The sequence below is a fragment of the Halalkalibacter suaedae genome (genome assembly GCF_017939705.1).
Taxonomy (GTDB): domain Bacteria; phylum Bacillota; class Bacilli; order Bacillales; family Bacillaceae_D; genus Halalkalibacter; species Halalkalibacter suaedae.
Window position 1 is genome coordinate 171,408 of the sequence record NZ_JAGKSQ010000002.1, and the last position, 20,672, is coordinate 192,079.

The 20,672-nt window shown below is 37.9% G+C and carries 25 protein-coding genes and 1 riboswitch; of the genes, 16 read left to right on the plus strand and 9 right to left on the minus strand.

All coding sequences use genetic code 11. The annotated features are described in order from the left end of the window. The first annotated feature begins 315 nt into the window (after window positions 1–315). The 3 genes from J7W16_RS04895 (at window position 316) to J7W16_RS04905 (ending at window position 2,240) form a co-directional block, all read left to right on the plus strand. Window positions 316–696: a hypothetical protein gene (locus tag J7W16_RS04895; protein WP_246879855.1), complete on the plus strand. Its 381-nt coding sequence runs from the start codon at window positions 316–318 to the stop codon at window positions 694–696. Further along, entirely contained in the window at window positions 686–1,189 is a 504-nt protein-coding gene (locus J7W16_RS04900; protein WP_210596104.1) for a hypothetical protein, read from the plus strand. The genes J7W16_RS04895 and J7W16_RS04900 overlap by 11 nt, the downstream gene beginning before the upstream one ends. 109 nt (window positions 1,190–1,298) lie before the next feature. Further along, window positions 1,299–2,240 carry an AAA family ATPase gene (locus J7W16_RS04905; RefSeq protein ID WP_210596105.1) on the plus strand — a complete coding sequence of 314 codons (942 nt, stop codon included), beginning with the start codon at window positions 1,299–1,301 and terminating at the stop codon, window positions 2,238–2,240. Between the two features lie 116 nt (window positions 2,241–2,356). Here J7W16_RS04905 and J7W16_RS04910 read toward each other — a convergent pair whose 3' ends face one another. Both J7W16_RS04910 and J7W16_RS04915 read right to left on the minus strand, forming a co-directional pair. Next, on the minus strand, window positions 2,357–3,127 hold the full coding sequence (locus tag J7W16_RS04910; RefSeq protein WP_210596106.1) for a PRC-barrel domain-containing protein: 771 nt from the start codon (window positions 3,125–3,127) through the stop codon (window positions 2,357–2,359). 108 nt (window positions 3,128–3,235) lie between these two features. Next, window positions 3,236–3,985 carry an NADPH-dependent oxidoreductase gene (locus tag J7W16_RS04915; RefSeq protein ID WP_210596107.1) on the minus strand — a complete coding sequence of 250 codons (750 nt, stop codon included), beginning with the start codon at window positions 3,983–3,985 and terminating at the stop codon, window positions 3,236–3,238. Window positions 3,986–4,158: 173 nt separating this feature from the next. Between J7W16_RS04915 and J7W16_RS04920 the strand changes: the two genes are divergently transcribed. Beyond that, the gene (locus J7W16_RS04920; RefSeq protein ID WP_210596108.1) at window positions 4,159–5,052 is read left to right on the plus strand and encodes an AAA family ATPase; all 894 of its coding nucleotides are present in this window, start codon (window positions 4,159–4,161) and stop codon (window positions 5,050–5,052) included. A 187-nt stretch (window positions 5,053–5,239) separates the two neighbouring features. On the opposite strand, the gene J7W16_RS04925 is transcribed toward J7W16_RS04920, so the two are convergent. Beyond that, a complete protein-coding gene (locus J7W16_RS04925; RefSeq protein WP_210596109.1) occupies window positions 5,240–5,500 on the minus strand; it encodes a hypothetical protein in 261 nt (86 codons plus the stop codon). A 183-nt stretch (window positions 5,501–5,683) separates the two neighbouring features. Here J7W16_RS04925 and ltaE point away from each other — a divergent pair, with 183 nt between their 5' ends. Beyond that, on the plus strand, window positions 5,684–6,700 hold the full coding sequence (gene ltaE, locus J7W16_RS04930) for a low-specificity L-threonine aldolase (protein ID WP_210596110.1): 1,017 nt from the start codon (window positions 5,684–5,686) through the stop codon (window positions 6,698–6,700). A 137-nt stretch (window positions 6,701–6,837) separates the two neighbouring features. After that, complete coding sequence (locus J7W16_RS04935) at window positions 6,838–7,482, plus strand: SIMPL domain-containing protein (RefSeq protein ID WP_210596111.1); 645 nt, start codon at window positions 6,838–6,840, stop codon at window positions 7,480–7,482. A gap of 76 nt (window positions 7,483–7,558) precedes the next feature. On the opposite strand, the gene J7W16_RS04940 is transcribed toward J7W16_RS04935, so the two are convergent. Beyond that, complete coding sequence (locus J7W16_RS04940) at window positions 7,559–8,386, minus strand: ABC transporter ATP-binding protein (RefSeq protein WP_210596112.1); 828 nt, start codon at window positions 8,384–8,386, stop codon at window positions 7,559–7,561. Window positions 8,387–8,687: 301 nt separating this feature from the next. On the opposite strand from J7W16_RS04940, the gene J7W16_RS04945 reads away from it, so the two are divergent. Further along, a complete protein-coding gene (locus J7W16_RS04945) occupies window positions 8,688–8,903 on the plus strand; it encodes a hypothetical protein (protein WP_210596113.1) in 216 nt (71 codons plus the stop codon). A 76-nt stretch (window positions 8,904–8,979) separates the two neighbouring features. On the opposite strand, the gene J7W16_RS22110 is transcribed toward J7W16_RS04945, so the two are convergent. The 4 genes from J7W16_RS22110 to J7W16_RS04960 all read right to left on the minus strand — a co-directional run bounded on the left by J7W16_RS22110 (window position 8,980) and on the right by J7W16_RS04960 (window position 11,075). Beyond that, a complete protein-coding gene (locus tag J7W16_RS22110; protein ID WP_283246022.1) occupies window positions 8,980–9,111 on the minus strand; it encodes a hypothetical protein in 132 nt (43 codons plus the stop codon). 88 nt (window positions 9,112–9,199) lie between these two features. Then, complete coding sequence (locus J7W16_RS04950; RefSeq protein WP_210596114.1) at window positions 9,200–9,598, minus strand: VOC family protein; 399 nt, start codon at window positions 9,596–9,598, stop codon at window positions 9,200–9,202. Beyond that, a complete protein-coding gene (locus tag J7W16_RS04955; protein ID WP_210596115.1) occupies window positions 9,595–10,383 on the minus strand; it encodes a phosphosulfolactate synthase in 789 nt (262 codons plus the stop codon). Before J7W16_RS04955 ends, J7W16_RS04950 begins: the two co-directional genes overlap by 4 nt. Next, window positions 10,380–11,075 carry a 2-phosphosulfolactate phosphatase gene (locus tag J7W16_RS04960; protein ID WP_210596116.1) on the minus strand — a complete coding sequence of 232 codons (696 nt, stop codon included), beginning with the start codon at window positions 11,073–11,075 and terminating at the stop codon, window positions 10,380–10,382. The genes J7W16_RS04955 and J7W16_RS04960 overlap by 4 nt, the downstream gene beginning before the upstream one ends. Before the next feature lie 161 nt (window positions 11,076–11,236). Continuing rightward, window positions 11,237–11,339, plus strand: a riboswitch (TPP riboswitch). Window positions 11,340–11,416: 77 nt separating this feature from the next. Between J7W16_RS04960 and J7W16_RS04965 the strand changes: the two genes are divergently transcribed. From J7W16_RS04965 to J7W16_RS05005, 9 genes are all read left to right on the plus strand, one after another. Beyond that, window positions 11,417–12,688: an acetylornithine deacetylase gene (locus J7W16_RS04965; protein ID WP_210596117.1), complete on the plus strand. Its 1,272-nt coding sequence runs from the start codon at window positions 11,417–11,419 to the stop codon at window positions 12,686–12,688. 17 nt (window positions 12,689–12,705) lie between these two features. After that, window positions 12,706–13,380 (plus strand): thiaminase II, encoded by a 675-nt coding sequence (gene tenA / locus J7W16_RS04970; protein ID WP_210596639.1) that lies wholly within the window; start codon window positions 12,706–12,708, stop codon window positions 13,378–13,380. A gap of 332 nt (window positions 13,381–13,712) precedes the next feature. Then, entirely contained in the window at window positions 13,713–14,066 is a 354-nt protein-coding gene (locus J7W16_RS04975; protein ID WP_210596118.1) for a YolD-like family protein, read from the plus strand. A 96-nt stretch (window positions 14,067–14,162) separates the two neighbouring features. Then, the gene (locus J7W16_RS04980; protein WP_246879856.1) at window positions 14,163–14,609 is read left to right on the plus strand and encodes a GNAT family N-acetyltransferase; all 447 of its coding nucleotides are present in this window, start codon (window positions 14,163–14,165) and stop codon (window positions 14,607–14,609) included. Between the two features lie 100 nt (window positions 14,610–14,709). Continuing rightward, on the plus strand, window positions 14,710–15,348 hold the full coding sequence (locus J7W16_RS04985; protein WP_210596120.1) for a hypothetical protein: 639 nt from the start codon (window positions 14,710–14,712) through the stop codon (window positions 15,346–15,348). Between the two features lie 88 nt (window positions 15,349–15,436). Further along, a complete protein-coding gene (locus J7W16_RS04990) occupies window positions 15,437–16,522 on the plus strand; it encodes an FUSC family protein (protein ID WP_210596121.1) in 1,086 nt (361 codons plus the stop codon). Continuing rightward, window positions 16,519–16,983, plus strand: a complete 465-nt coding sequence (locus tag J7W16_RS04995) for an SMI1/KNR4 family protein (protein ID WP_210596122.1) — start codon at window positions 16,519–16,521, stop codon at window positions 16,981–16,983. The genes J7W16_RS04990 and J7W16_RS04995 overlap by 4 nt, the downstream gene beginning before the upstream one ends. 258 nt (window positions 16,984–17,241) lie before the next feature. After that, a complete protein-coding gene (rbsK, locus tag J7W16_RS05000; RefSeq protein ID WP_210596123.1) occupies window positions 17,242–18,111 on the plus strand; it encodes a ribokinase in 870 nt (289 codons plus the stop codon). A 141-nt stretch (window positions 18,112–18,252) separates the two neighbouring features. Then, window positions 18,253–19,533, plus strand: coding sequence for a TraB/GumN family protein (locus J7W16_RS05005; RefSeq protein WP_210596124.1), 1,281 nt, complete (start codon window positions 18,253–18,255; stop codon window positions 19,531–19,533). A gap of 156 nt (window positions 19,534–19,689) precedes the next feature. Here the strand turns inward: J7W16_RS05005 and J7W16_RS05010 are convergent, their stop codons facing one another. After that, window positions 19,690–20,661 (minus strand): DMT family transporter, encoded by a 972-nt coding sequence (locus J7W16_RS05010; protein WP_210596125.1) that lies wholly within the window; start codon window positions 20,659–20,661, stop codon window positions 19,690–19,692. Window positions 20,662–20,672: the final 11 nt, after the last annotated feature.

Here is a 20,672-nt window from a genome sequence, read left to right on the forward strand (position 1 = left end):
GGATAGATTGAGACGAGTAAGGAGGAAAGAATATGTTAAAAAAATGGTGGGTTTGGTTATTAATAATATTGTTCATTGTTATTAATTTAATTGTAACGGACTTAAGCCCGGATCGAAATAATCGAAATCCGATTGATACAAATATTTCTACCCATTAAAATGGAATTGATCTATAGATAATGTCATTCTTTGGACTCCTCATCTGTTACAAACTTCTGACTTTTGTCGTATTTTTGGATATTTCATCGAATTATACGTCCTTTCAATGTATAATAAAGAACGTTAACGCAGTAGCGGGTAGAGGAGGAATATTATATGATGGGATGGACGTTAATACTGTTAGTAAGTGCGGCCGTTTTGTTGCTGATCTTATCATTTTTCAAAGAGAAGCGGTCTGTAGCCGAAAGAGAAATTGAACAATTTTCAATTTCTATGATGGAGGAGGTTCAGCAGCTTCAACGGCAAATTCGTACAATTGAATTAGATTCAGAGATTCTTGCACAAGAAGTTGGTCTACAATCAAAGTCTAATGATCAACGAATCTTGTTAAGGGAGATCCTTGATTTATATAAGCGTGGTTACTCAATTGAAGGAATTGCATTGGAAACGAAGCAAACTGAAAATGAAATTAAGCTTTTATTAACTCCATATATGGTTACCAAGTCTGAAGGGAGACAAGTAGCAAATGACAGCTAATTCAATTCGAAGCTTTGCTAGTGGTCTGCTGCTTGCTGCCTGCCTATGTGGTGCTGTCTACTTTCTGGGGCCAAGTGGTGAAGCTAAAAGTACAGAAGAGGTTCAACCTATCGCATCTACAGACGAACTGAAGGCGAAATTAACAGAAGAAGGATATGTTACAATCACGACTGAAGAATGGTCAGCGACTACTGATGCCCTAAAAGCACTTCAAGAAATTGAAGATGATAGTTCTGCGGCTGAGGTAGAGGGTGAAGAGAACGTCGCAAGTATAGAAAAAGAGGTCATTATTTACCGAACGATTCTAACTGTTACACCGGGTATGACAAGCATCGATGTCGGTGAAGCATTAGTACGTGCAAATATTATTAACAAGGCTATTGATTTTTTTAATGAAGTTGAAAAGCAAGGACTTGCTAATGAGTTAAAGCCAGGTACGTTTGAAGTAGATAGTGAAATGAGTTTGCAAGAGGTTATCTCTATTATTTTTTAAGTGTAACAGCCGAATTGGCTGTTTTTTTGTTTTTTGCGGAAAATATCCTATAGGTGAAACAAATTTCCTTTTCATCTCGTACATAAAGAAAGAAGAGGAGGGGCTACATTTGATTGACTTATTAAATAAGGAATTACAAGAAGTAAAAGAACAATTGTGGTTGAAACGCAAGTGGGGTGAGCATTTAGAACGTTCTTCGAAGCTCCTAAAAGAAGAGCAGCTTAAACAAACTAGATTACAGCAACAATTACTTAAAGAGAAAAAAGATGTTGAACGCTTAGAAGGGATTAGCATTGCGAATCTCTTTGCTACCTTATCTGGAAGGAAATTAGAGAAGGTAGATCAAGAACAACAAGAATTACTTGCTGCTGAATTAAAATATCAAGAAGCAGCTGAAACAGTAAACGATCTTCTAGAAGAAATGTCAGATCTTGAAGGGAAATTAAAATCAGTCCAAGATGCACAAGACAAGTACGATCAATTGTTGAGTAAAAAAGAAGCATATATTCATAGTGAGGATTCAGTCCTCAGTCATCAGCTCTATGCATTACTTGATAGTGAGTCAGATTTGCATGCTACTTTAAAAGAATACGCGGAAGCGATTAATGCTGGAAGTCGTGCGGTTGCTTTACTCAAAAGGGCTTTAGATTCCTTGGATCAAGCAAAGGATTGGTCGACATGGGATATGTTTGGTGGTGGAGCGATTTCAACTGCAATTAAACATAGTCATATTGATGATTCAAAAAATGAAATTCATAAAGCTCAACGAGCACTTAGGCATTTTCAAGAGGAGCTAAAAGATATTACTAATTATGTTGACAATCAAATTGAATTAAGTAGCCTGTTAACTTTTGCCGATTTCTTCTTTGATGGTTTTATTGTAGATTGGTTTGTTCATGGAAAGATTCAAGATTCTTACGATCAAACGAAAGCAACTTTTGAGGAAACGATTAGAATCCATCAGCAACTGTTAGAACAAAAAGGAATTGTTGAAAATAAATTAAAACTGGCACAGGAAGAACGAATTTTGTTTTTAGAATCAATCAACTGATTTTTAACAGGCTGAGGAACTTGCTGATTTCTCCCCATAAATACTCTACTAAATCCTAAACAAAACAAGCCTTTGAGAGTAGAGGTTCCCAAAGGCTTGTTTATGTCTAAAAAGTACTATTTCCAGTAAGGCATATTTTCATAATGTGCATAAAGACTTTCTTCATCTTCTCTTGTTAGGTTTGAATAGTCTTCATAATGTGGAGCATTGTCAATTTTGTTTTTTTCTACATCAATCGTTATTGTTTTATCAAGTGCATTGATTTCTTCAACTGCACTTGGTAAAAGAATGATATGTTCTTTTTGTAAGAAGCCACCGACATTGATTTCAAGATATCGTATGTCCCACGTTTGGTGATCTAGTAAGAAGTCAGACACTTTTCCGATTTCTCCGTCTTTTACATGGACTTCATATCCTTTAATCTCATTCATACTTCTTAAGCTAACTTCTTGTTCAATCCGGTCTTGAACTGGGTCACTCGTTGATTCATCTTCTAGATGATTAACTGGAGGGACTAGTGGAACTGCTGCCTGCTGTGCTGAAGTTGGATTCCCCATCGCTCCAGCCCAATAAACTGGCCAGCCATAGTAGTTATTTAACCTTAATTCAAATTGCCTAGAAACCGGTGCATCTTCATCAGGCTTTGGACTGTTTTTAATTTGTTCTTTTGTTAAATTAAGTTCAATTTGTTGTTCTTCAACATCTAAGGAAGTGAAGGACTCCGGACTAAGAAGAACCTTTCCCCCGAAAAACCAAGTTCTAGTGTCTCCAACAAAATAACGTACCTTAAAGGAATCTGAATCAAAATAAAAATCGTCAATTGAGCCCAATTCGTCATCTGTTGCTTTCATAGAAAACTTTTCAAGTCTACTAGATTGAATAATCATTTTGATATCCTCTCCTTTTCATCGTCTAGTTATCTATTCCCAAATAGTAGCCTATTAAACATACGTACTAAAAAAGCAAGGATACTCGTATGGTATCCTTGCTTTTTGTTATATATCTCTACAAGGGAAACCTTGTTGCTTTAGCATTGCTGCGACATCAGGGTAATTTCCATTGTAATGATTCCCGTTGTAGAATCCAGCGATTCGTTTAGTCCAAGGCGTTTCTTTCCCGCCACGTTCTTTCTGAAAGCCCTGGAAGCTCAAGTTATATTTTTCAACCGCTTGTTTTTGTTCCTTATTGTAAATCTCTTTATGGTAAAACGTCTCAAGAGGTAATCGTAAATTAACACCTGGATCCTTTTCTCCGTAACCGATACAAAGACCGGAAATGGGAATAACATATTTCGGTAATTCAAGTAAGTCAATAACTTGAAGAGGATTTTTGCGAATGCCGCCAATAGGTACTGTTCCGAGTTGGTATGATTCGGCTGCAGCAATAGCATTACCTAGTGCAATGCCAACATCAGTGGCACCAACAATGACACTATCGACATCCTCAACTGCGTTGAAATCTGTTCCTTCAATCTCACTTGCTAATTTAGCACGGTGAAAGTCAGCACAAAAAATTAAAAAAACAGGTGCTTGCCTAATATGATCCTGATTGCCGCATAGCTCTGCTAGTTGATTTTTTCTTGTCGTGTCTTGGACTGCAATGACTGATACTTGTTGACCATGAATCCAACTCGGACCTGATTGGGCTGCAGTAATGATTGCTGAGAGCTCTTCTTCTTTCAGTGGTTTGTTTGAATAATGACGAAACGAACGATGATTTTTTAATGTTTTTATAACCTCATTCATACTAGAATCCCTCCTCTAATTTGTTAAAAAGTGTACTAAAGATCATTTTCAATTTCAAGGAATGCGGTTTATGTATTTAATTGAGTGGCAAAGGCCCAACTAAAGTGACTATAGACACTTGTCATTCTCCATTTCCATATACTAATCATAATTCAAAAAAAGGGGAGATATATATGTCAACTGAAAAAGGTGGCCCAAAGCTATATTCTGATTCGTTATGTGTAGATGAAGTCAATCAAGATGTTTATTATTCGAATAGCTTTCTCAATTTTTTAAACCATCAATTAACTAAGCTAGCAAAACAGCAAGCGGATCGTCTTCATTGTTTAATTGATCGTTATGATCGTTTTCACAAGCAGCAAGCTTCAGACTTACAGAAACAGCGTCATACGGTTGGAAATGTTTTAGATGAAATGAAAAATCAGAAACAAGCTCAAGATTTGTTAAGTGAGCAAGTAATTGAGCAACAAGAAATGTCTAAATATATTGATGAACAACTTGATAAAATGAATGAAGCATTTACTGTTTTACAAGAAAATAATGAAGAGTGGACATTAATTACAAAGGATTTATTTCAGCAAACAAGTAGCTATGAGGGAATTCATGAGGAACTATCTTCTCAGATTTCCAATCAAACAAACCAATTTAATGATTTTGAAGAATTAACGAAAGAGTGGCGGAATCAGATCGAGCAGCAAATCAAGTCGCTTAAGCAGCATATTACTACATCGAATGCTCTCTATGTTGCGACAACTAGTAGAAATCAATCACTAAGGAGCTCACACGTAGAAACAGACCGTGCGATTTCAAATCTTAATACTAATCATTCTGTGAGTACGAATCGGATTGCGGAAGGACCTTTTGTTGATTTATTTCGAGAACTCCCTGTTAATTTTCCTATTCATCAGGTCTATATTAATGGCAGTACGATTGAAGCAGGAAAGTTCTTAAATATTAGTCAAGACGGAAGCATTGCTCATTTTATAGATGATTTAGATATCAAGACATTTGATTGTACAAAAATTGATGGTGTGAAATGGGGGCAGGCTGAACAGGGTGAAAAATAGTGTAGCTGTTGACTCTGTATCAAATTACTAAAAAGTAATGACAATGGTTTCGTCGCTACTTGACTTGAGAGGAGAATCTCGCTCCCCTCAAGCCTTTTAAAAAACGTAGCGACTAAACCCGTTGCTTTGGTTGTTGTAACAAAAGGTTAAAAACATTCCTTTGTGTAATTCATCATTTCTTATCTTATTAGTCGACGTCTGCCTCACCAAATGCAATAAGGTCGATGCTATCAACGTTAATCACATAAACCTGGCCTGCTTCGTCAATAAAGTAAGCTAGACAGTCACACAAATTAGAAAACGCTGCAAGTGGAACAAGGCCACCGTTTACATACACACCTGCTACTGCTGAGTTTGGTGGAAGCTTTCTTAAAATATCCTCAATTCCTTTACATTTCTTGTGATCGTGCTTGTGATCATGCTTATAATCGTGCTTGTATTCTGACATTATACATTTCCCCTTTACATATTTTTTCTCTGTTTGTCAGAGATAATTATAAAGTATGGGGATTACGTTAAAATGAATGGACGAATTCAATGGAAATAAAAAAAAGGCTGATAAACTAGCTTAGGTAAAGACATTCTATTTTAATAAAATGTTGTAATATAATAATAGAAAAGGAGTGATCAAATGATAGATTTACGAAGTGATACAGTTACAAAACCGACGAAAGCTATGAGAGAGGCAATGTTTCATGCTGAAGTTGGTGATGATGTTTACAAAGAGGATCCGACCGTCACTAGACTTGAACAAATGGCTGCTGAGAAATTAGGAAAAGAATCTGCCCTTTTTGTTACGAGTGGTACGCAAGGGAATCAGATTGCTGTGTTAACGCATTGTCTACCTGGTAATGAGGTTTTGCTTGAGAAGGATTCTCATATTTTCTATTATGAAGGTGGAGCTATTTCGGCATTTGCTGGTGTTCAAACGAGAACGATCTCCGGAAATAAGGGTGCGATGGAGCCAAGTGAAGTGCAATCAGCTATTCGTGGTGATGACATTCATGAACCTGAAACGGGTCTAATATGTCTGGAGAACACTCATAATCGTGCCGGTGGTGCTATTGTTTCAGTTGAAAACATGAGACAGATTTACGAGGTTGCTCAAAAGGCGAATGTTCCGGTCCATCTAGACGGAGCTCGGTTGTTTAATGCGGCAGTTGCTAAAGGCTGTGCGATTACCGAATTTACAAAGTATACAAGCTCAGTACAAATTTGTTTGTCAAAAGGTCTTGGTGCTCCAATCGGATCTATTATAGCAGGCGATCAGACATTTATTGAGAAAGCAAGAAAATGGAGAAAGAGACTTGGAGGTGGGTTACGCCAAGTCGGAACGATCGCTGCACCTGGAATTATCGCCTTATCTGATATGGTTGATCGTTTAGCGATGGATCATGAACTTGCGAAAAAGCTAGCCAATGGTATCCGTAATATTAGTGGGTTTGAAGTTGTCAACGATGTAGATACAAATATCGTCCTTATTGATGTGAAAGGAAAACAACTAACTTCGGCCAAAGTAATTGACCAACTTAAGAAGAGAGGAATCTTAGCTGTTTCATTTGGCCCAACGGTTATAAGACTCACAACTCATTATGATGTAAAGAATGAAGAGATTGATCAAACACTAGCTGTTTTTAACCAACTTTAAATATTATTTATCTGACACTACAAAGGCTACTAATTAGGGAAATCACCCTCATTTAGTAGCTTTTTTCTTTAAGCTGAATACAGTAGCTGTTTTGATCATAGGTTGAAGTATCAAATACTGACTATAAGGAGACCTAAATGAACAGACGTGAGACAGATAATGAGCATCGATTAATTGTAATCGGAGAAGGGGAGGTTTCAAGCCCTCCTGATCAAGTACATCTCCTCTTAGGTGTAATTACAGAAAATGAACAGGTGACTAAGGCTCAAAAAGAGAATGCTGATACCATTTCGGTGATTGTCAATGAAATAAAGAAAATGGGTGTAGGGGAAGAATCGATTCAAACAGCGACATACCGAGTCTCTCCTGAGTATGATTATATTGAGGGTGTGCAAATTTTTCGGGGCTACCGAGTCGTTCATTTATTGAAAATAGAAGTAAACCAAGTTAATCTAGCAGGACAGTTGATCGATATTGCAGTTGAAAATGGAGCCAATTCGATTGCTTCTATTGACTTTCTAGTGAATGATTCAGCTTCTCTTTATGAAGATGCATTAGTTCAAGCAATTGAGCAGGCACACCAAAAGGCAGAACGAATGGTTTCGTCATTTGGAGGTAAGCTTCTGCCACTCCCTGTCAAACTAGTGGAGCTTACAGAGAGTACTTATAACCACAGGAATGAACCAATGGTCCTATCTGCATTTGATAGTGCTAGTACGCCTATTCAGTCAGGAGAATCAACGATAAAAGCTAGAGTTGAGATTCACTTTCGATACGAGTAAATTGACATATATGTTGAAGACCCTTGTTCAAGGAGTAAGTAAAAAAATGACCCCTTATTCAACGGAATAAGGGGATTTAGGCATTAACAGCGTTATTATATTTATTTTGCTTCAAAATACACCGACCTTTTCCATTCGGGATGCACATAGGTGTTCCGAATAGTGGGTCCGTTGCCACTTGGCATTCCATATTAAACACAGCCCTTACCATCTCTGCATTAATGACATCCTCAGGTTTTCCTTCAGCAAATACTTTGCCATTCTTTATTGAAATAATGTGATGAGCATAGCGACAAGCTAGATTCAAATCGTGTAATACCATGACAATTGTTCGATTTTCCTTTTCATTTAATTCAAAAAGAAGATCGAGAATTTCAATTTGATGTGTCATATCTAAATACGTTGTTGGCTCGTCGAGTAAAATAATATCAGTATCTTGAGCAAGAGTCATCGCAATCCAAGCACGTTGTCTTTGCCCACCTGATAATTGATCAACTGCTTTGTCTTTATATTCGGTAAGTCTTGTTGCTTCTAATGCATGATTTACTTTATTCTCATCATCTGCCGACCACTGTTTGAAAATCGATTGGTGGGGGTATCTACCTTGTTTGACTAGCTGATAAACAGTAAGACCTTCAGGTGCAATCGGTGATTGAGGTAAGACAGCCATTTTTTTGGCAAGTTCCTTTGTTTGGATGGAGGTTATTTGCTTTCCTTCTATTATTACAGTTCCAGATGTAGGTTTTAATAACCGAGCAACTGATCGTAAAAGGGTCGACTTCCCACAACCATTTCCTCCGATAAAGACGGATATCTGTCCTTTAGGAATCGTTACATTAAGATCATCGATAATTAGAGACTCACCATATCCAATTGATAATGCTTGAGTTTCGATGGAATTCATTATCTCGCTCCTTTACGAACAATTAATTAACAATAACGATATTCATTCTCAATTAGTTTACGTTGTCTCATTCCCTTTTGTCAAGGTATTCCTTTATTGAGTGAGTCGTTTCCTCGAATCTACTCAAAGGGACTTTTTCTGTGGCCTCATTTGTTCATTATACTTGTCTGTTTTTGTTGAACAATGATGTCTTTTATTTAGTTCATTTTTTTTCTGTAAATAATGTCACAAAACACTTGTATAGACGAGAATAACAGATGTAAAATCCTAGAAACACGAGCTATAGAAAGGGGTGGGAAGGGTGTTAGAAAAATATTTACAGGAGTCCTTTGGTATAACGAAGTTCGACGTCTTAATATCGCCACTGACAAATAAGAAGACAACGATTCAACAGCTGTTGCGGACATTTGAAGAAAATGGCCGTACAGATAATGTATTTAACAAGCTTCAAAAGATTCAAGTTTTGGGAAGGAAGGGTGTGATTGTCTATTTAACGAAAATGTCTGATCATCAATAGTCCATTTATAATAGTAAAGGGATGAATCAAAGTCATACTTTGATTCATCCCTTATCTTTGTACATATCACTAATCGTTACTCTTTTTCTTCCTTTTTGACTCGGATCATTGCTTTTCTTTTTTCATCCGACTTTGCTTCTTTTTTTAGTTCTTTTTTTAGTTCCTTTTTGGGATTTTCCTGTCTAGCATACCAAGAGATGATTTTCATTCTAACACCCACCTATTTAATAATTTGATGCTTTGTCCATCTATATGTCTCAAAACTCAAATTATGTCATAGATTTGTTCTATTAGGTTTAATAGAGCATCGTTTGGTCATGATAATATTTAAATTCTAACAAGTTATTTGCTGGATCGATCAAAAAGAATGTAATATGTTCCTCTTGTTTGCCTTTGAAACGTGTCATGATCTCTTGAAAGAAAGGTAACTTGTTCTTTTCAGCCATCATTAGTAGTTGATCGAACTCTTTTTTATCAGTAAAGGTAATACCGAAATGTCTTGGATACATTTGAGGTTTTGCATCAATCGACTCTGGGTTTAAATGACAAACGACCTGGTCCCCAAAAAAGTTGAATGTCACTCGGTCATCATATCTTCTTGCTAGCTCACAGCCTAATTGCTCATAAAAATCCACCGTTTCATCTAATTCCTTACAAGGAATGGCTAAGTGGAAAACTTTGTTTTGCTCTCTCATATTTTCTCCTCCTGTTCGGCTAAGTAAAAGGTATCTGAACGTAAACCAAGTCTTAGGGTTTCAAGCGAAATAATATCAGTAAAGGGGATATTTCCTACGTTTACGTTTGGACCTACTTTTTTAATGAAATGGGTTTGCATCTTTTTAGTTGGAGCTTCAAAGATCATATTGTTTAGATCTAAGTCAGAAGAAACGATCTGTTCAACAATGTCGTCACGAATCTCACCATTGCGTTGACAAATACCCGATGTTCCGCTTTCTCTTGCTTCTGTAATTACTTTTGTTGAGCCAGCTTCGAAATCTTCGTAAATATATTCAATCCATTCAGATGTACAGAGTGTTTCTGATTTATCGACATCCTTACTGCCAACTTCACTTAATACTAGAAAGTCTTTCGAAAAATCTTTGATGAATGAAGCTTTTTCAGTATTTGTTATATCAATTGTTCCATTTGAAATTTCGACATAATTACAATAGTAGCTTTTACAATACTGGTAGAATTGCTCTACTTTGTTTTGACTTAGAAATTTCTCGAATAAGGTTCCTCCAAAAAAATAGTGAATGTTGGCTTCAAGGAGGCATTCCATTTTCTTTTGCAAATCGACTGATACTAGTGAGGTTCCCCACCCGAATTTCACGAAATCGACAAGATGTCCATGACTTGTGATTGTGTCCTTAAACTGGTTAAGTGAGATCCCATTATCAATGAGGAGTGTTAGTCCTTTGGATCGAGGCTTAAGATCTCGGCTGGGCAGTGTTAATTCAGTTAAAAGTAGGTTATTCATAGGTCAATCCTCACTATCTTTGGTATATTTTTTTGTTGCTTCACACCCATCACAAATGGCGTGTGTACCTCCTTTGTACAATAATCAATATCCAGTTTGTTAAAGAGGTTATTTTTTGGGTCGAAAAATTTCTGGGCAACATGTGCCTGCTTAATACGGTTAATAACGGTTTCAGGTGGTAGAGCTTGATCTTCAAGAATGATTCCTCTTATATACTCCGCACATGCTAAATCATCATCACCAGTCGGATGGGATGCAATAATGTTCATTGAGATGTTTTCTTTCTGTATTTTCTCAATGAGATGGTTGATATAATTAGCAGTTGTTCTTGCATTTGAAAAACCGGTCACGAATACATGGTCAGCGTGTAAGGAGTTGAGAGTCGCCTTTACGCCGTTGGTTGTTTTTTGTACCAATGTTCTACCTTGAACGTTCGTTGTTATGCTTGCAGGGGAATTATCGAGATCAAACCCAGGGACGCCAACCCCATTTACCTCCCCGGCTAAAAGCAGATCTGGTTGACTCCGCTTTAAACGGAAAGCCTCTTCAGTGGCTTTGGCTAACCAAATTTCATATACTCCGTGAATAAAAGCGTAATGGGCAACTGTAAAAGCACGGATGACATCAATAATGACATTGATATCAGCTTTCGGAACGGTTAGGTCATTGCCTTGGTAAATTGAAATGTTCATAATCTCTCTCCCATGTAAAACGATGTCAGGTTAGCGTATTCGCCTATTGTCGTTGTTGTTACTGCCTATCAGAAAATTAGGCAGTGGTTTAATTTGTAGTAAAAATGGATTGATGAGCGGGTGCTAGTATGGTACAAAGAGATAAGAGATAATTAAATATGATTCACTACTAGGGGTGCGTGATTAGCTGAGAGAGACGTTCTGTCTTAACCCTTATAACCTGATCTAGTTCATACTAGCGTAGGGAAGAAGTGTGTCCATTATTCGTTACAACGACTAGTATTTGGGACAAGAACCACTTCTTTTGGAGAAGTGGTTTTCTTTATTTTAGGGAGGAATTTATGGATAAATTAAAGTTTCTTATTAATCAAGTAGATCAACGAAAAGACGAAATGATTGAATTAGTAAAAACATTAATTAGCTATCAGACTCCTGCACCACCAGCACGCAACACAGCAGAAGCTCAAGCCTTTATTGCTAGTTTTTTGAAAAGGCATGGGTTTGAGATTGACATGTGGGATGTGTATCCGGGAGATCCCAATGTCGTAGGGACGTTAAAGGGGAGTCAGTCCACTGAATACAAAAGTTTAATTTTGAATGGGCATATTGATGTTGCTGAGGTGAACCCTGAGGAGAAGTGGGAGGGGAATCCGTTCACACCAATTGTTAGGGACGACTGTATTATTGGTCGTGGGGCAGCGGATATGAAGGGTGGTCTAGCCGGAGCTTTGTTTGCTATTAAGTTGCTTCACGAAGCAAATATTGAGTTACCTGGTGATCTCTTTTTTCAGTCAGTTATTGGGGAAGAGGTAGGAGAGGCTGGTACACTTCAATGCTGCAATCGAGGCTACAAAGCTGACTTTGCTGTTGTTGTTGATACGAGTGATTTACATATTCAAGGACAAGGTGGCGTAATTACTGGCTGGATTACGCTAAAAAGTGATCAAACCTATCATGATGCCACTAGAAGAAGCATGATTCACGCAGGAGGCAAGCTTGTAGCGGCAAGTGCAATTGAAAAAATGATGAAGATTATTGACGGATTACAGGAGCTTGAGCGTCATTGGGCAATTACCAAGAGCTATCCTGGCATTCCGGCAGGTGCGAACACGATTAATCCAGCTGTTATTGAGGGTGGACGCCATGCAGCGTTTGTTGCAGATGAATGTCGTCTATGGATTACGGTTCATTTTTATCCGGATGAGACACATGAACAAGTCGCAAAAGAAGTGGAAGAGCATATAAAAAATGTTGCTCAAGGCGATATCTGGTTACGAGACCATCCTCCAATTTTTACTTGGGGTGGAAGCTCGATGATTGAGGAGCGTGGCGAGATCTTTCCGTCACTTGAAGTTGATCCATTCAATCCTGCGGTAACGTTACTAGCTGCTGCACATAAGCAAGTTAGTGGAAAAGAGGTAGTCCAAGATGTTTCACCAACTGTTACAGATGGTGGTTGGTTTGGTGATGCTGGGGTTCCAGCAGTGATCTATGGACCTGGTAACTTAATGAACGCCCATTCGGTAAATGAACAAGTGTCAATTGAACAGCTCGTTGAATTTACTAAGGTCCTTGTTTCGTTTATTTATCAGTGGAGCCACCAAGAAAAATAGAGAGGATGTTAATGATGATGAAATTTAGTGAACGTTTATATGATAAGCTGCAACCGATCTGGAGACAAAATCATGATCATCCATTTGTACGTGGAATTGGTGATGGCACGCTAGAACGCGAGAAATTCCGTTTCTTCATGATTCAAGATTACTTATACTTGATTGATTATGCCAAATTATTCGCACTCGGTGCAATGAAGGCAGATACAGTTGAAACAATGGGTAAATTTGCCGGATTACTTAATTCGACTCTCAATGAAGAAATGTCATTACATCGTCAGTATGCCGCGAAATTTGGAATTACTGAAGATGAATTTGAACAAGCCAAACCAGCACCAACGACGCTTGCTTATACGCATTATATGCTTCATGTTGGCCAGAATGGTACACTTGCGGATCTTGTTGCAGCTGTCCTCCCGTGCATGTGGAGTTACTGGGAAATAGGCAAAGAGCTTAGTCAGATTCCTGGGGCAAGCGATCACGAGTTTTATGGTGAGTGGATTAAAATGTACTCCTCAAGTGAATTTGGAGAACTTGCTGAGTGGTGCATTGATTTACTTGATCAACTAACAGAAAATAAGCCTGAGGCTGAGCTTGTAAAACTTGAAGAGATTTTCTTGAATACGACTCGCTTTGAGTATATGTTTTGGGAAATGTCGTATCGTCTTGAAATGTGGCCAACAGATGAGTAAGATTGCTTTATAATTTAGTTGACTTGTAGAGGCTGAGACAAAAGTGATGTAACTAATAGAAAATCCGAACAAGGGTGGTTGGCGGAAGTAAACCGCTCCTGAAATATACTTCGCTTTCCGCGGGAAGCCGGTGAGCCTCCTCGGCTACGCCTGTGGGGTCTCACCTTTGGCTTTATCATCCCGCAGGAGTCTACGTATATTTCATCCGCTAAATTATTGCATTGTTCGGTATTTCAGTTAAAAACTTTAGATATCCTAGTCTTATTTTGGATTGAATAAGAACGTATATTCGCATATAATAAGAACATACATTCTTATAAGGGGTTGATTAGATGCACCATGTCAGACAGGAGGATTTGCTTCAACGTGGGAATAAGCTTTGGGAGATGCGTTTTATTTTGCCGGAACATAAGGCTGCGTTACTTCATTTAAACGAAGTAGAAAAAGAGGTTCCTTGCCCAGATCTTGATGAACAGGAGCTTGCTGAAATAGGTATTGTTGTTATGGATGCTCTTCGACATGAGTTAACTGTACATATTGTTTATTGGGAGAAAGGTTTCCTTAAAGATGTAGACGCAACTGTACAGAATGTAGATCAGCAAACAAATCGGATTAAACTGTTGGTTGGTGAGGATGAAGTGAAATATATTCATGTTAAGCAATTAAAGACAGTAGATCGACTATAGTGAATACAGTCACGCTAGATTGTCTCGATTTAAAAAATATTCTTGTATTTACTCATTCCAAGTATAAAATAAAAATAACAAAACTAGCTTGGGGGAATGACAGTGAACGTCAGTAGAGCAAGTACAAAAGATGCGGAAGGAATAGCAGGCTTATTCAATCAGTATCGTCTATTCTACAAACAACCTTCCAATATCGAGGCAGCGAAGCAATATATCACAACTAGAATCGAAAGAAATGAGTCAGTTATTTTCATGGTAAGGGAAAAGGGAGTTGTACATGGCTTTGTGCAGCTATATCCTTCTTTTTCATCTATCTCGTTAAGACGAACATGGATCTTAAATGATTTGTATGTAGAAGAGAGTGCACGAAGACGAGGTATTGGACAATCTCTATTGGATAAGGTAAGGCAGTTCGCATTAGAAACAGAGGCAGCCTCTATCAGCTTACAGACGGCACCAACAAATCAAACAGCACAAGCCCTTTATGAAAGAAATGGCTATATAGTAGATCAAACCTATTTAAATTATTCGCTATCTTTGTAGGAAAGATTCGAATTACTTCTAGTTTTGTCACATGCTTGATTTCGCTATTCTATTCATAGTAGTCTTTCCATAGACTGCTAAGTTATAGGAGATGAGAGCTGTGAATAACAAACGATTAATTGCTATACTTGGAATAATTGTGTTAGGAGTAAGTGGATATTATATCATCGGTTCATTCGGCGAAGAAGAGCTGTCATTTCAAGAGGATGTCGTCCATGCCCAAGTCAGTGAAGGTGAAGTCACAGAGCTTTCAACTGAGGAGAGTAGTGATGAAGCAAGGGTCGAAGGGGTAGTAGAAGAATACCAATTAACTGATGCAGAAGCAGACATTAAGGTGGCCTATCAGGTCGGACAAGAACAAGAGGTAAAGAGGATCATTGCGAGCCAACATGAATATTTAAATAATTTAGCTGGCTGGGGAAAAGTAGAATCTATCAATTTCGAACAACTTATAGATGATCGGGATTGGAACCAATTGCAGCAGGATATAAAATGGTTGTATGAAGAAGGGTTTGCACCATCTGCCATTTTGAATGATATGAGTCATGCTAGCCAGTTTCACACACTTGCTCTAACAGGAGATCAGATGTCAATTCGTTATCTGCATCGTATTTTTCATGATTTGGACGCTAAGATTAATCAGATCGATGTCGAACAGATTTGGAATGTGACCGATGCGTTTGGGACAGAGCAAGAGCAAACTGATGTGCAGGAGTACTTAAACAGTTCAACAAATTAATTTTTAGGTTAGAGAGGTTGATTACAGGACTAGTTGTCCATTTGAATCAACCTCTTTCTGCGATTTATGGTAGAATGGATGACATTCAATGAATAAGGGTTTGATTAAGATGAAAGTGTTAAAAAAGAGCAAATTTGTTGGTGAAAGAATGATAAAGACAGCTGTGGCTGTTTTTATTACTGCACATCTATGCTATTTGTTAGAACTGCCTGTTGCTTTTGCTGTAATTATTGCGATTGTTACAATTGAGCCTACGGCATCGGATTCAATCAAAAAAGGATTGATCAGATTTCCTGCTGCTTTAATAGGTGCGGGATTGGCGATGACATTTACTTATTTCTTTGGACAAACACCGTTAACGTATACTCTTTCAGGATTTTTGACGTTATTTCTCTGTCATAAGCTGAAATTACAGGACGGTGCACTCATTGCAACAATTACAGCAGTAGCAATGATTCAACTCACTCAAGATCACTTCCTCCTCTCTTTTCTCGAGAGAGCTGGAACAACAACACTCGGATTACTCGTGTCCACCTTCGTGAATTTCTTTATTCTACCAGCGAAATTCTCAGGTGTTATTAGTAAACGAAATGAACAATTGTTTGAAAAGACAGCGAACCTGTTGCAAATGCGGGTTGAGGAACTAATTGTTGAACAAAAAGGACATTCAAAGCAAACAGAGAAAGCATATCGCCATATCACGGGAGAAATAGCAAAATCATTCAGACTTTGTGATTATCAAAGAGAAGAGTGGAAATACCATCGTCATTCCAGAAAAGAGTTACGTGAGTTTCTTTATGAAGTTAAGAAGTTAGAATATCTCCAACAAATTCATTATCATATTGGTCATTTAATTTCAGTGTCAATTAGAGATAAGGTCCTATCTTGTTCTGATCAAGAGCTCTTACTTTCAACGATCCAATCGACTGTTCGATTATTGAAACACCCAACGGAAATGATTACAACAGAGCATATTGAATCGATTAGAGAGTTAGATGAACATTTTTGGAGAACGAATGAAGAAAGTGAATCATCGTTAATGCAAAAATATCATCATCACTTTTCAGTTGAAACCGTCATTTTATTTGTTGTTCTTTCTATTCACGATGTCTTAGAAGAGATTGAGCGTATTCATCAACATGGACAAGCACATGAGGAGGAGTTAGCAAAATGATTGAAATGTATGAAGGAAACGATTTTTGGGCTTCCCCGTCCGAATATAAGCCAGGAGAACAATTAACAATTGAAAAACGAATAACGCTAGAACGTAATTTAGGAGTTAAGTTCCCAGATGAATTTATTCAGTTAATGGAAATGCAGAACGGCGGACAGCTATCCTATCGATATGTGCTATTTGAGGACGGAGATGCAGCAATTATTCCCTTCTTCTATGAAATGGAAGAAGACAGTGGAATAGGATTGTCACAAGTATTTGTTGAAGAATGTGGTTTGCCTGAAGGGATTATCCTTTTAACTGGTGATTTTCATACATGGGTTGCCCTAGATTACCGTGAAGATAAGCAGGTACCCGCTGTTGTCTATATTGTCCAAAGTGAAATGGATGAGAACAAGTGGGAGGAATTTCAAATGGCTTCAACCTTCAACGAGTTTTTAGGAAAGCTATTTAAAAAATAAAAAGAATCATCTTTTCCATTGGTGGAAAAATGATTCTTATGTTTGAAACGGTAAAGGACATCTTTCTTCGATTTAGTTTTTCTTGTACGTAAGTCGCTAAAGGCAAAGGGACTGCGATTATGTTCGGGATTTCGTCTTCCTTCACGTTCTAGCTTTTGGCGTAGCTTCTTAGCTTTTGAATGAGCCATCTATAATCACTCCTTAAATAAAGTACACTCAGTATACTATATTTGTTTGTAAAAAGGTAGGAGGGTGAAAGTGAAACAGGCAAAGATTACTGTAATCGGCAGTGTGAATATGGATCTTGTTACGATCACGAAAAAGAGACCTAATCAAGGTGAAACCGTACTAGGGGAATCATTCCAGACAATCCCTGGTGGAAAGGGTGCAAATCAAGCAGTTGCAGCAGCAAGACTCGGTGCTGATGTAGCATTGATTGGACGGGTTGGAGATGATTCGTTTGGACAAAAGTTGAAAACGCATTTGCAAAGTGAAGGTGTGAGAATAAGTGAAGAAGCAACGGTCATAGGAAAAAGCACTGGTATCGCTGCGATTACGATAAGTGAGCAAAATAATAGCATCATTGTTGTACCAGGGGCAAACGGTGATCTGACCAAAGAATTTGTTGAAAGTCATGAACACAGGATCAGCACTAGTGATCTCATTGTCGTACAACTGGAAATACCACTTGAGACTGTTATTTTTGCGATTGAACTAGCATCTAAGCATCACGTGCCAGTGATTCTAAACCCTGCTCCAGTTCAACCATTGACTAAGTCAGTGCTTGAAAAAGTTACATATCTCACGCCTAATGAGCATGAAGTAAAGGAACTAAATATAGAGGGCTTTGAACAAAAAGTCATCATTACTCAAGGGAATAAAGGTGTCATCTATTATGAAAATGGAATTGAGCAGGTAGTCCCGAGCTTCAGTGTAGATGTAATTGATACGACTGGAGCTGGAGATGCGTTTAATGCTGCATTGGCAGTCTCGTTAGCAGAAGGAAAGGAACTCAAGGATGCACTTAGGTATGGTTGTGCTGTCGGTGCACTTGCTGTAACAAAATTAGGTGCACAAAGTGGCATGCCGACAAAAGAGGATATTGAACATTTTTTAAAAGCAAGATAAATTGAATCATTACAGTGTCCGATTAGTTTATTGTGTCAATATACACATTTTTTCTTCTTGGTAAAACAGGTAGACACTCCTATAGCAGAAAATAGAAAAATAATGGTAAACTAAGTGATATCGTGAGATCTGGAGGGCAACATGAAATATACTACAATACTACTACTATTTATTTTCTGTGCTAGTTTGCTTGGTTGCCGTGAGGTAAGTCATACAGAGCCGAGTCCAGTTACATTCAAAGATAAGAATCTAGAACAATTAGTTAGAGAAACAATTGATCAAAATGAGGGGGATCTGACACAGATTGACCTTGAGCAGATTAATCAGTTGGATGCAAGCCATCGCTATATTACAAACCTAGAGGGCGTGCAATCTCTCGTTAAGCTAGAAGAATTGAAGCTAGCTGGTAATAAAATTAACGACTTAAGTCCCTTAAAAGAATTAGAGAAACTAACGACTGTTGATTTAGCAGATAATCCACTCGCTCTTGAGGCACAATCATCTGATGCAAATGTGATTGAAGAATTAATTGATCGGGGAGTTCAAGTGATTTATGATCAAAAGGAAATAGAACAGGAATTCTCTAAAGGAGTCTTTTATCAAGTCGCCAATGGAGCAAACAAAGTCTATTTATTTGGATCTATACAAGTCGGAACTAGTGATCTTCATCCGTTACATCCAATGATCGAAGAAGCCTATGAAGAAGCAAGTCAAGTCGCTTTTGAAGTAAATGTAAATAGAAGCGATGAATTAGAGATAATGCAGGCAATGCTTGATCTCGGAGTGTATAGTGATGGAACCTCCTTAAAAGATCATATCTCAACCAACTTGTATGAAGAGCTACTAGTTTTTCTCCAACCATATGAGATAGGATCAGAGGATATTTCGAGATTTAAACCATGGGTTGTTGCCAATATGATCCAATCACAATTACTAGAGGAAAGAGGATTTGAGGATCAACAGAGTATAGCGAATCACTTTCTGTTAAAGGCTGAGGAAGATGGGAAAAAAGTATTGAGCCTTGAACAATTCAGCGATCATATCATGCTAAGTAACAAGCTTGAACCAACCGAACAGGAATCCTTACTTAAACAAACGTTAGAAGAAATACAGGTAGCTGATCGTGCATTTGAACAATTGATATCATATTGGAAAAATGGAGACATTGAGGCCTTAGAAGAGCTAAGAGAAGCAGATCAGTATAAGGATCTCGACATCAGTGCATATATGGCAGTTCTAACCGAGGATCGTGACGTTCACATGACAGAAAAGATTATTGAGATTTTGGAAAGTGAAGAAGAGCAGACGACCTTTATTGTTGTTGGATCTATTCATTTAGTAGGGGACAATAGCATTGTGGATCTACTCGGAGAAAAAGGTTATCAAGTTTTGCCTGGTCTTGTTCAAGGAACAATTGAGTAGTCAATAAAAAGAAAATCAGTATTGACAAGCAATGATCCAAATATGGTTAGGAGCCCACTTTAAATAACTCTCTTTTTTATCAAAGGAAGCAGCAATAGTTCAGTTCATAGCTAAGGCCATAAAAAAGGTAAAGGCATACCTTTTTTATGGCCTTTTTCATGCTAGAAGCTTTTGTTTGGTTTGAATTGTCGATAGTCGTTTTGAATAAAAGCTGTGAAATAGCATTCCTAACATGACAAGGACAAGTCCAAAAGTTGCAAGTCCGTTTGGCATGGGACTTGAGAGTATGAGAATTTCACCAATAAGTACAAAGATAATTTGTGTGGATTGGGTGGCTTCAACTGAAGCTAATTTTTCTTGGTGGTGCCGGACTCTGTCGGTTGCTATGAAAAATAGGGTTGTAGCAATCACGCCAGAACAGATTGCTACAATAAGGGATTGTGTAATTTGTGTATTCGAAGGAGGTCCAATACGAATTACCCCATAAATAGCGAGAGCAAGCCAAAATGGTAGACTACATAATGTCATTCCGAGAATTCGTTGAAATGTGTCTAACCTTCCTCCACACACTTCCATCATTTTTCGATTACCTAAAGGATAGGCAAACGCTGCAACGGTAACAGGTAAAATACCTACAAGTAAATCTTGAAAAGTAAGAGTTCCAGCATGTTGTAATTGGATTAGTAAAACACCAAGAAGGATAATCAATGAGATGGATAATGAAGCAAGAGGTATTTTCTGTCTATGCTTGATTAGTCCATGCTCAGTTACAGTTACTTGAACAAACAATGGTGCGAGTAACGTTCCCGCAACAATGGTTAATTGCCATGATCCAGCAACGAGCCAACCTGGCCCATATGCGGCTGCATATGTAATAGGAGCATAAAAAAGAACAAAACCAAAGAAACTCCATATCATCCATTGGAACGGATGGTTTTTGATTTCATGAAAAATGATTTTCATGTTTTTCCGTATGAGAACAATGAGAATAAAAAAGGGTAACATGAAGATAAAACGTAACGAAGAACTCCAAATCCAGCTACCACCGCTTAGCTCCATTGATCGATTCAATATGAACGTCACAGCAAAAAACATTGATGCTAAAATGCCGATAATTATTTCTCTCACAGCCCACGCTC

What these genes read in the sequence shown, in the direction of transcription:
- J7W16_RS04925 (WP_210596109.1), bottom strand. Translation starts at nt 5,500, where the DNA reads ATGTCAGAATACAAGCACGATTATAAGCATGATCACAAGCACGATCAC.
- J7W16_RS04950 (WP_210596114.1), bottom strand. Translation starts at nt 9,598, where the DNA reads ATGAGAGAGCAAAACAAAGTTTTCCACTTAGCCATTCCTTGTAAGGAA.
- J7W16_RS04990 (WP_210596121.1), top strand. Translation starts at nt 15,437, where the DNA reads ATGAATAAGGGTTTGATTAAGATGAAAGTGTTAAAAAAGAGCAAATTT.
- J7W16_RS04955 (WP_210596115.1), bottom strand. Translation starts at nt 10,383, where the DNA reads ATGAATAACCTACTTTTAACTGAATTAACACTGCCCAGCCGAGATCTT.
- J7W16_RS04900 (WP_210596104.1), top strand. Translation starts at nt 686, where the DNA reads ATGACAGCTAATTCAATTCGAAGCTTTGCTAGTGGTCTGCTGCTTGCT.
- J7W16_RS04965 (WP_210596117.1), top strand. Translation starts at nt 11,417, where the DNA reads ATGGATAAATTAAAGTTTCTTATTAATCAAGTAGATCAACGAAAAGAC.
- J7W16_RS04995 (WP_210596122.1), top strand. Translation starts at nt 16,519, where the DNA reads ATGATTGAAATGTATGAAGGAAACGATTTTTGGGCTTCCCCGTCCGAA.
- tenA (WP_210596639.1), top strand. Translation starts at nt 12,706, where the DNA reads ATGAAATTTAGTGAACGTTTATATGATAAGCTGCAACCGATCTGGAGA.
- J7W16_RS05005 (WP_210596124.1), top strand. Translation starts at nt 18,253, where the DNA reads ATGAAATATACTACAATACTACTACTATTTATTTTCTGTGCTAGTTTG.
- J7W16_RS04980 (WP_246879856.1), top strand. Translation starts at nt 14,163, where the DNA reads ATGACAGTGAACGTCAGTAGAGCAAGTACAAAAGATGCGGAAGGAATA.
- ltaE (WP_210596110.1), top strand. Translation starts at nt 5,684, where the DNA reads ATGATAGATTTACGAAGTGATACAGTTACAAAACCGACGAAAGCTATG.
- J7W16_RS04935 (WP_210596111.1), top strand. Translation starts at nt 6,838, where the DNA reads ATGAACAGACGTGAGACAGATAATGAGCATCGATTAATTGTAATCGGA.
- J7W16_RS04940 (WP_210596112.1), bottom strand. Translation starts at nt 8,386, where the DNA reads ATGAATTCCATCGAAACTCAAGCATTATCAATTGGATATGGTGAGTCT.
- J7W16_RS04915 (WP_210596107.1), bottom strand. Translation starts at nt 3,985, where the DNA reads ATGAATGAGGTTATAAAAACATTAAAAAATCATCGTTCGTTTCGTCAT.
- J7W16_RS04920 (WP_210596108.1), top strand. Translation starts at nt 4,159, where the DNA reads ATGTCAACTGAAAAAGGTGGCCCAAAGCTATATTCTGATTCGTTATGT.
- J7W16_RS04910 (WP_210596106.1), bottom strand. Translation starts at nt 3,127, where the DNA reads ATGATTATTCAATCTAGTAGACTTGAAAAGTTTTCTATGAAAGCAACA.
- J7W16_RS04975 (WP_210596118.1), top strand. Translation starts at nt 13,713, where the DNA reads ATGCACCATGTCAGACAGGAGGATTTGCTTCAACGTGGGAATAAGCTT.
- J7W16_RS04895 (WP_246879855.1), top strand. Translation starts at nt 316, where the DNA reads ATGATGGGATGGACGTTAATACTGTTAGTAAGTGCGGCCGTTTTGTTG.
- J7W16_RS04960 (WP_210596116.1), bottom strand. Translation starts at nt 11,075, where the DNA reads ATGAACATTTCAATTTACCAAGGCAATGACCTAACCGTTCCGAAAGCT.
- J7W16_RS22110 (WP_283246022.1), bottom strand. Translation starts at nt 9,111, where the DNA reads ATGAAAATCATCTCTTGGTATGCTAGACAGGAAAATCCCAAAAAGGAA.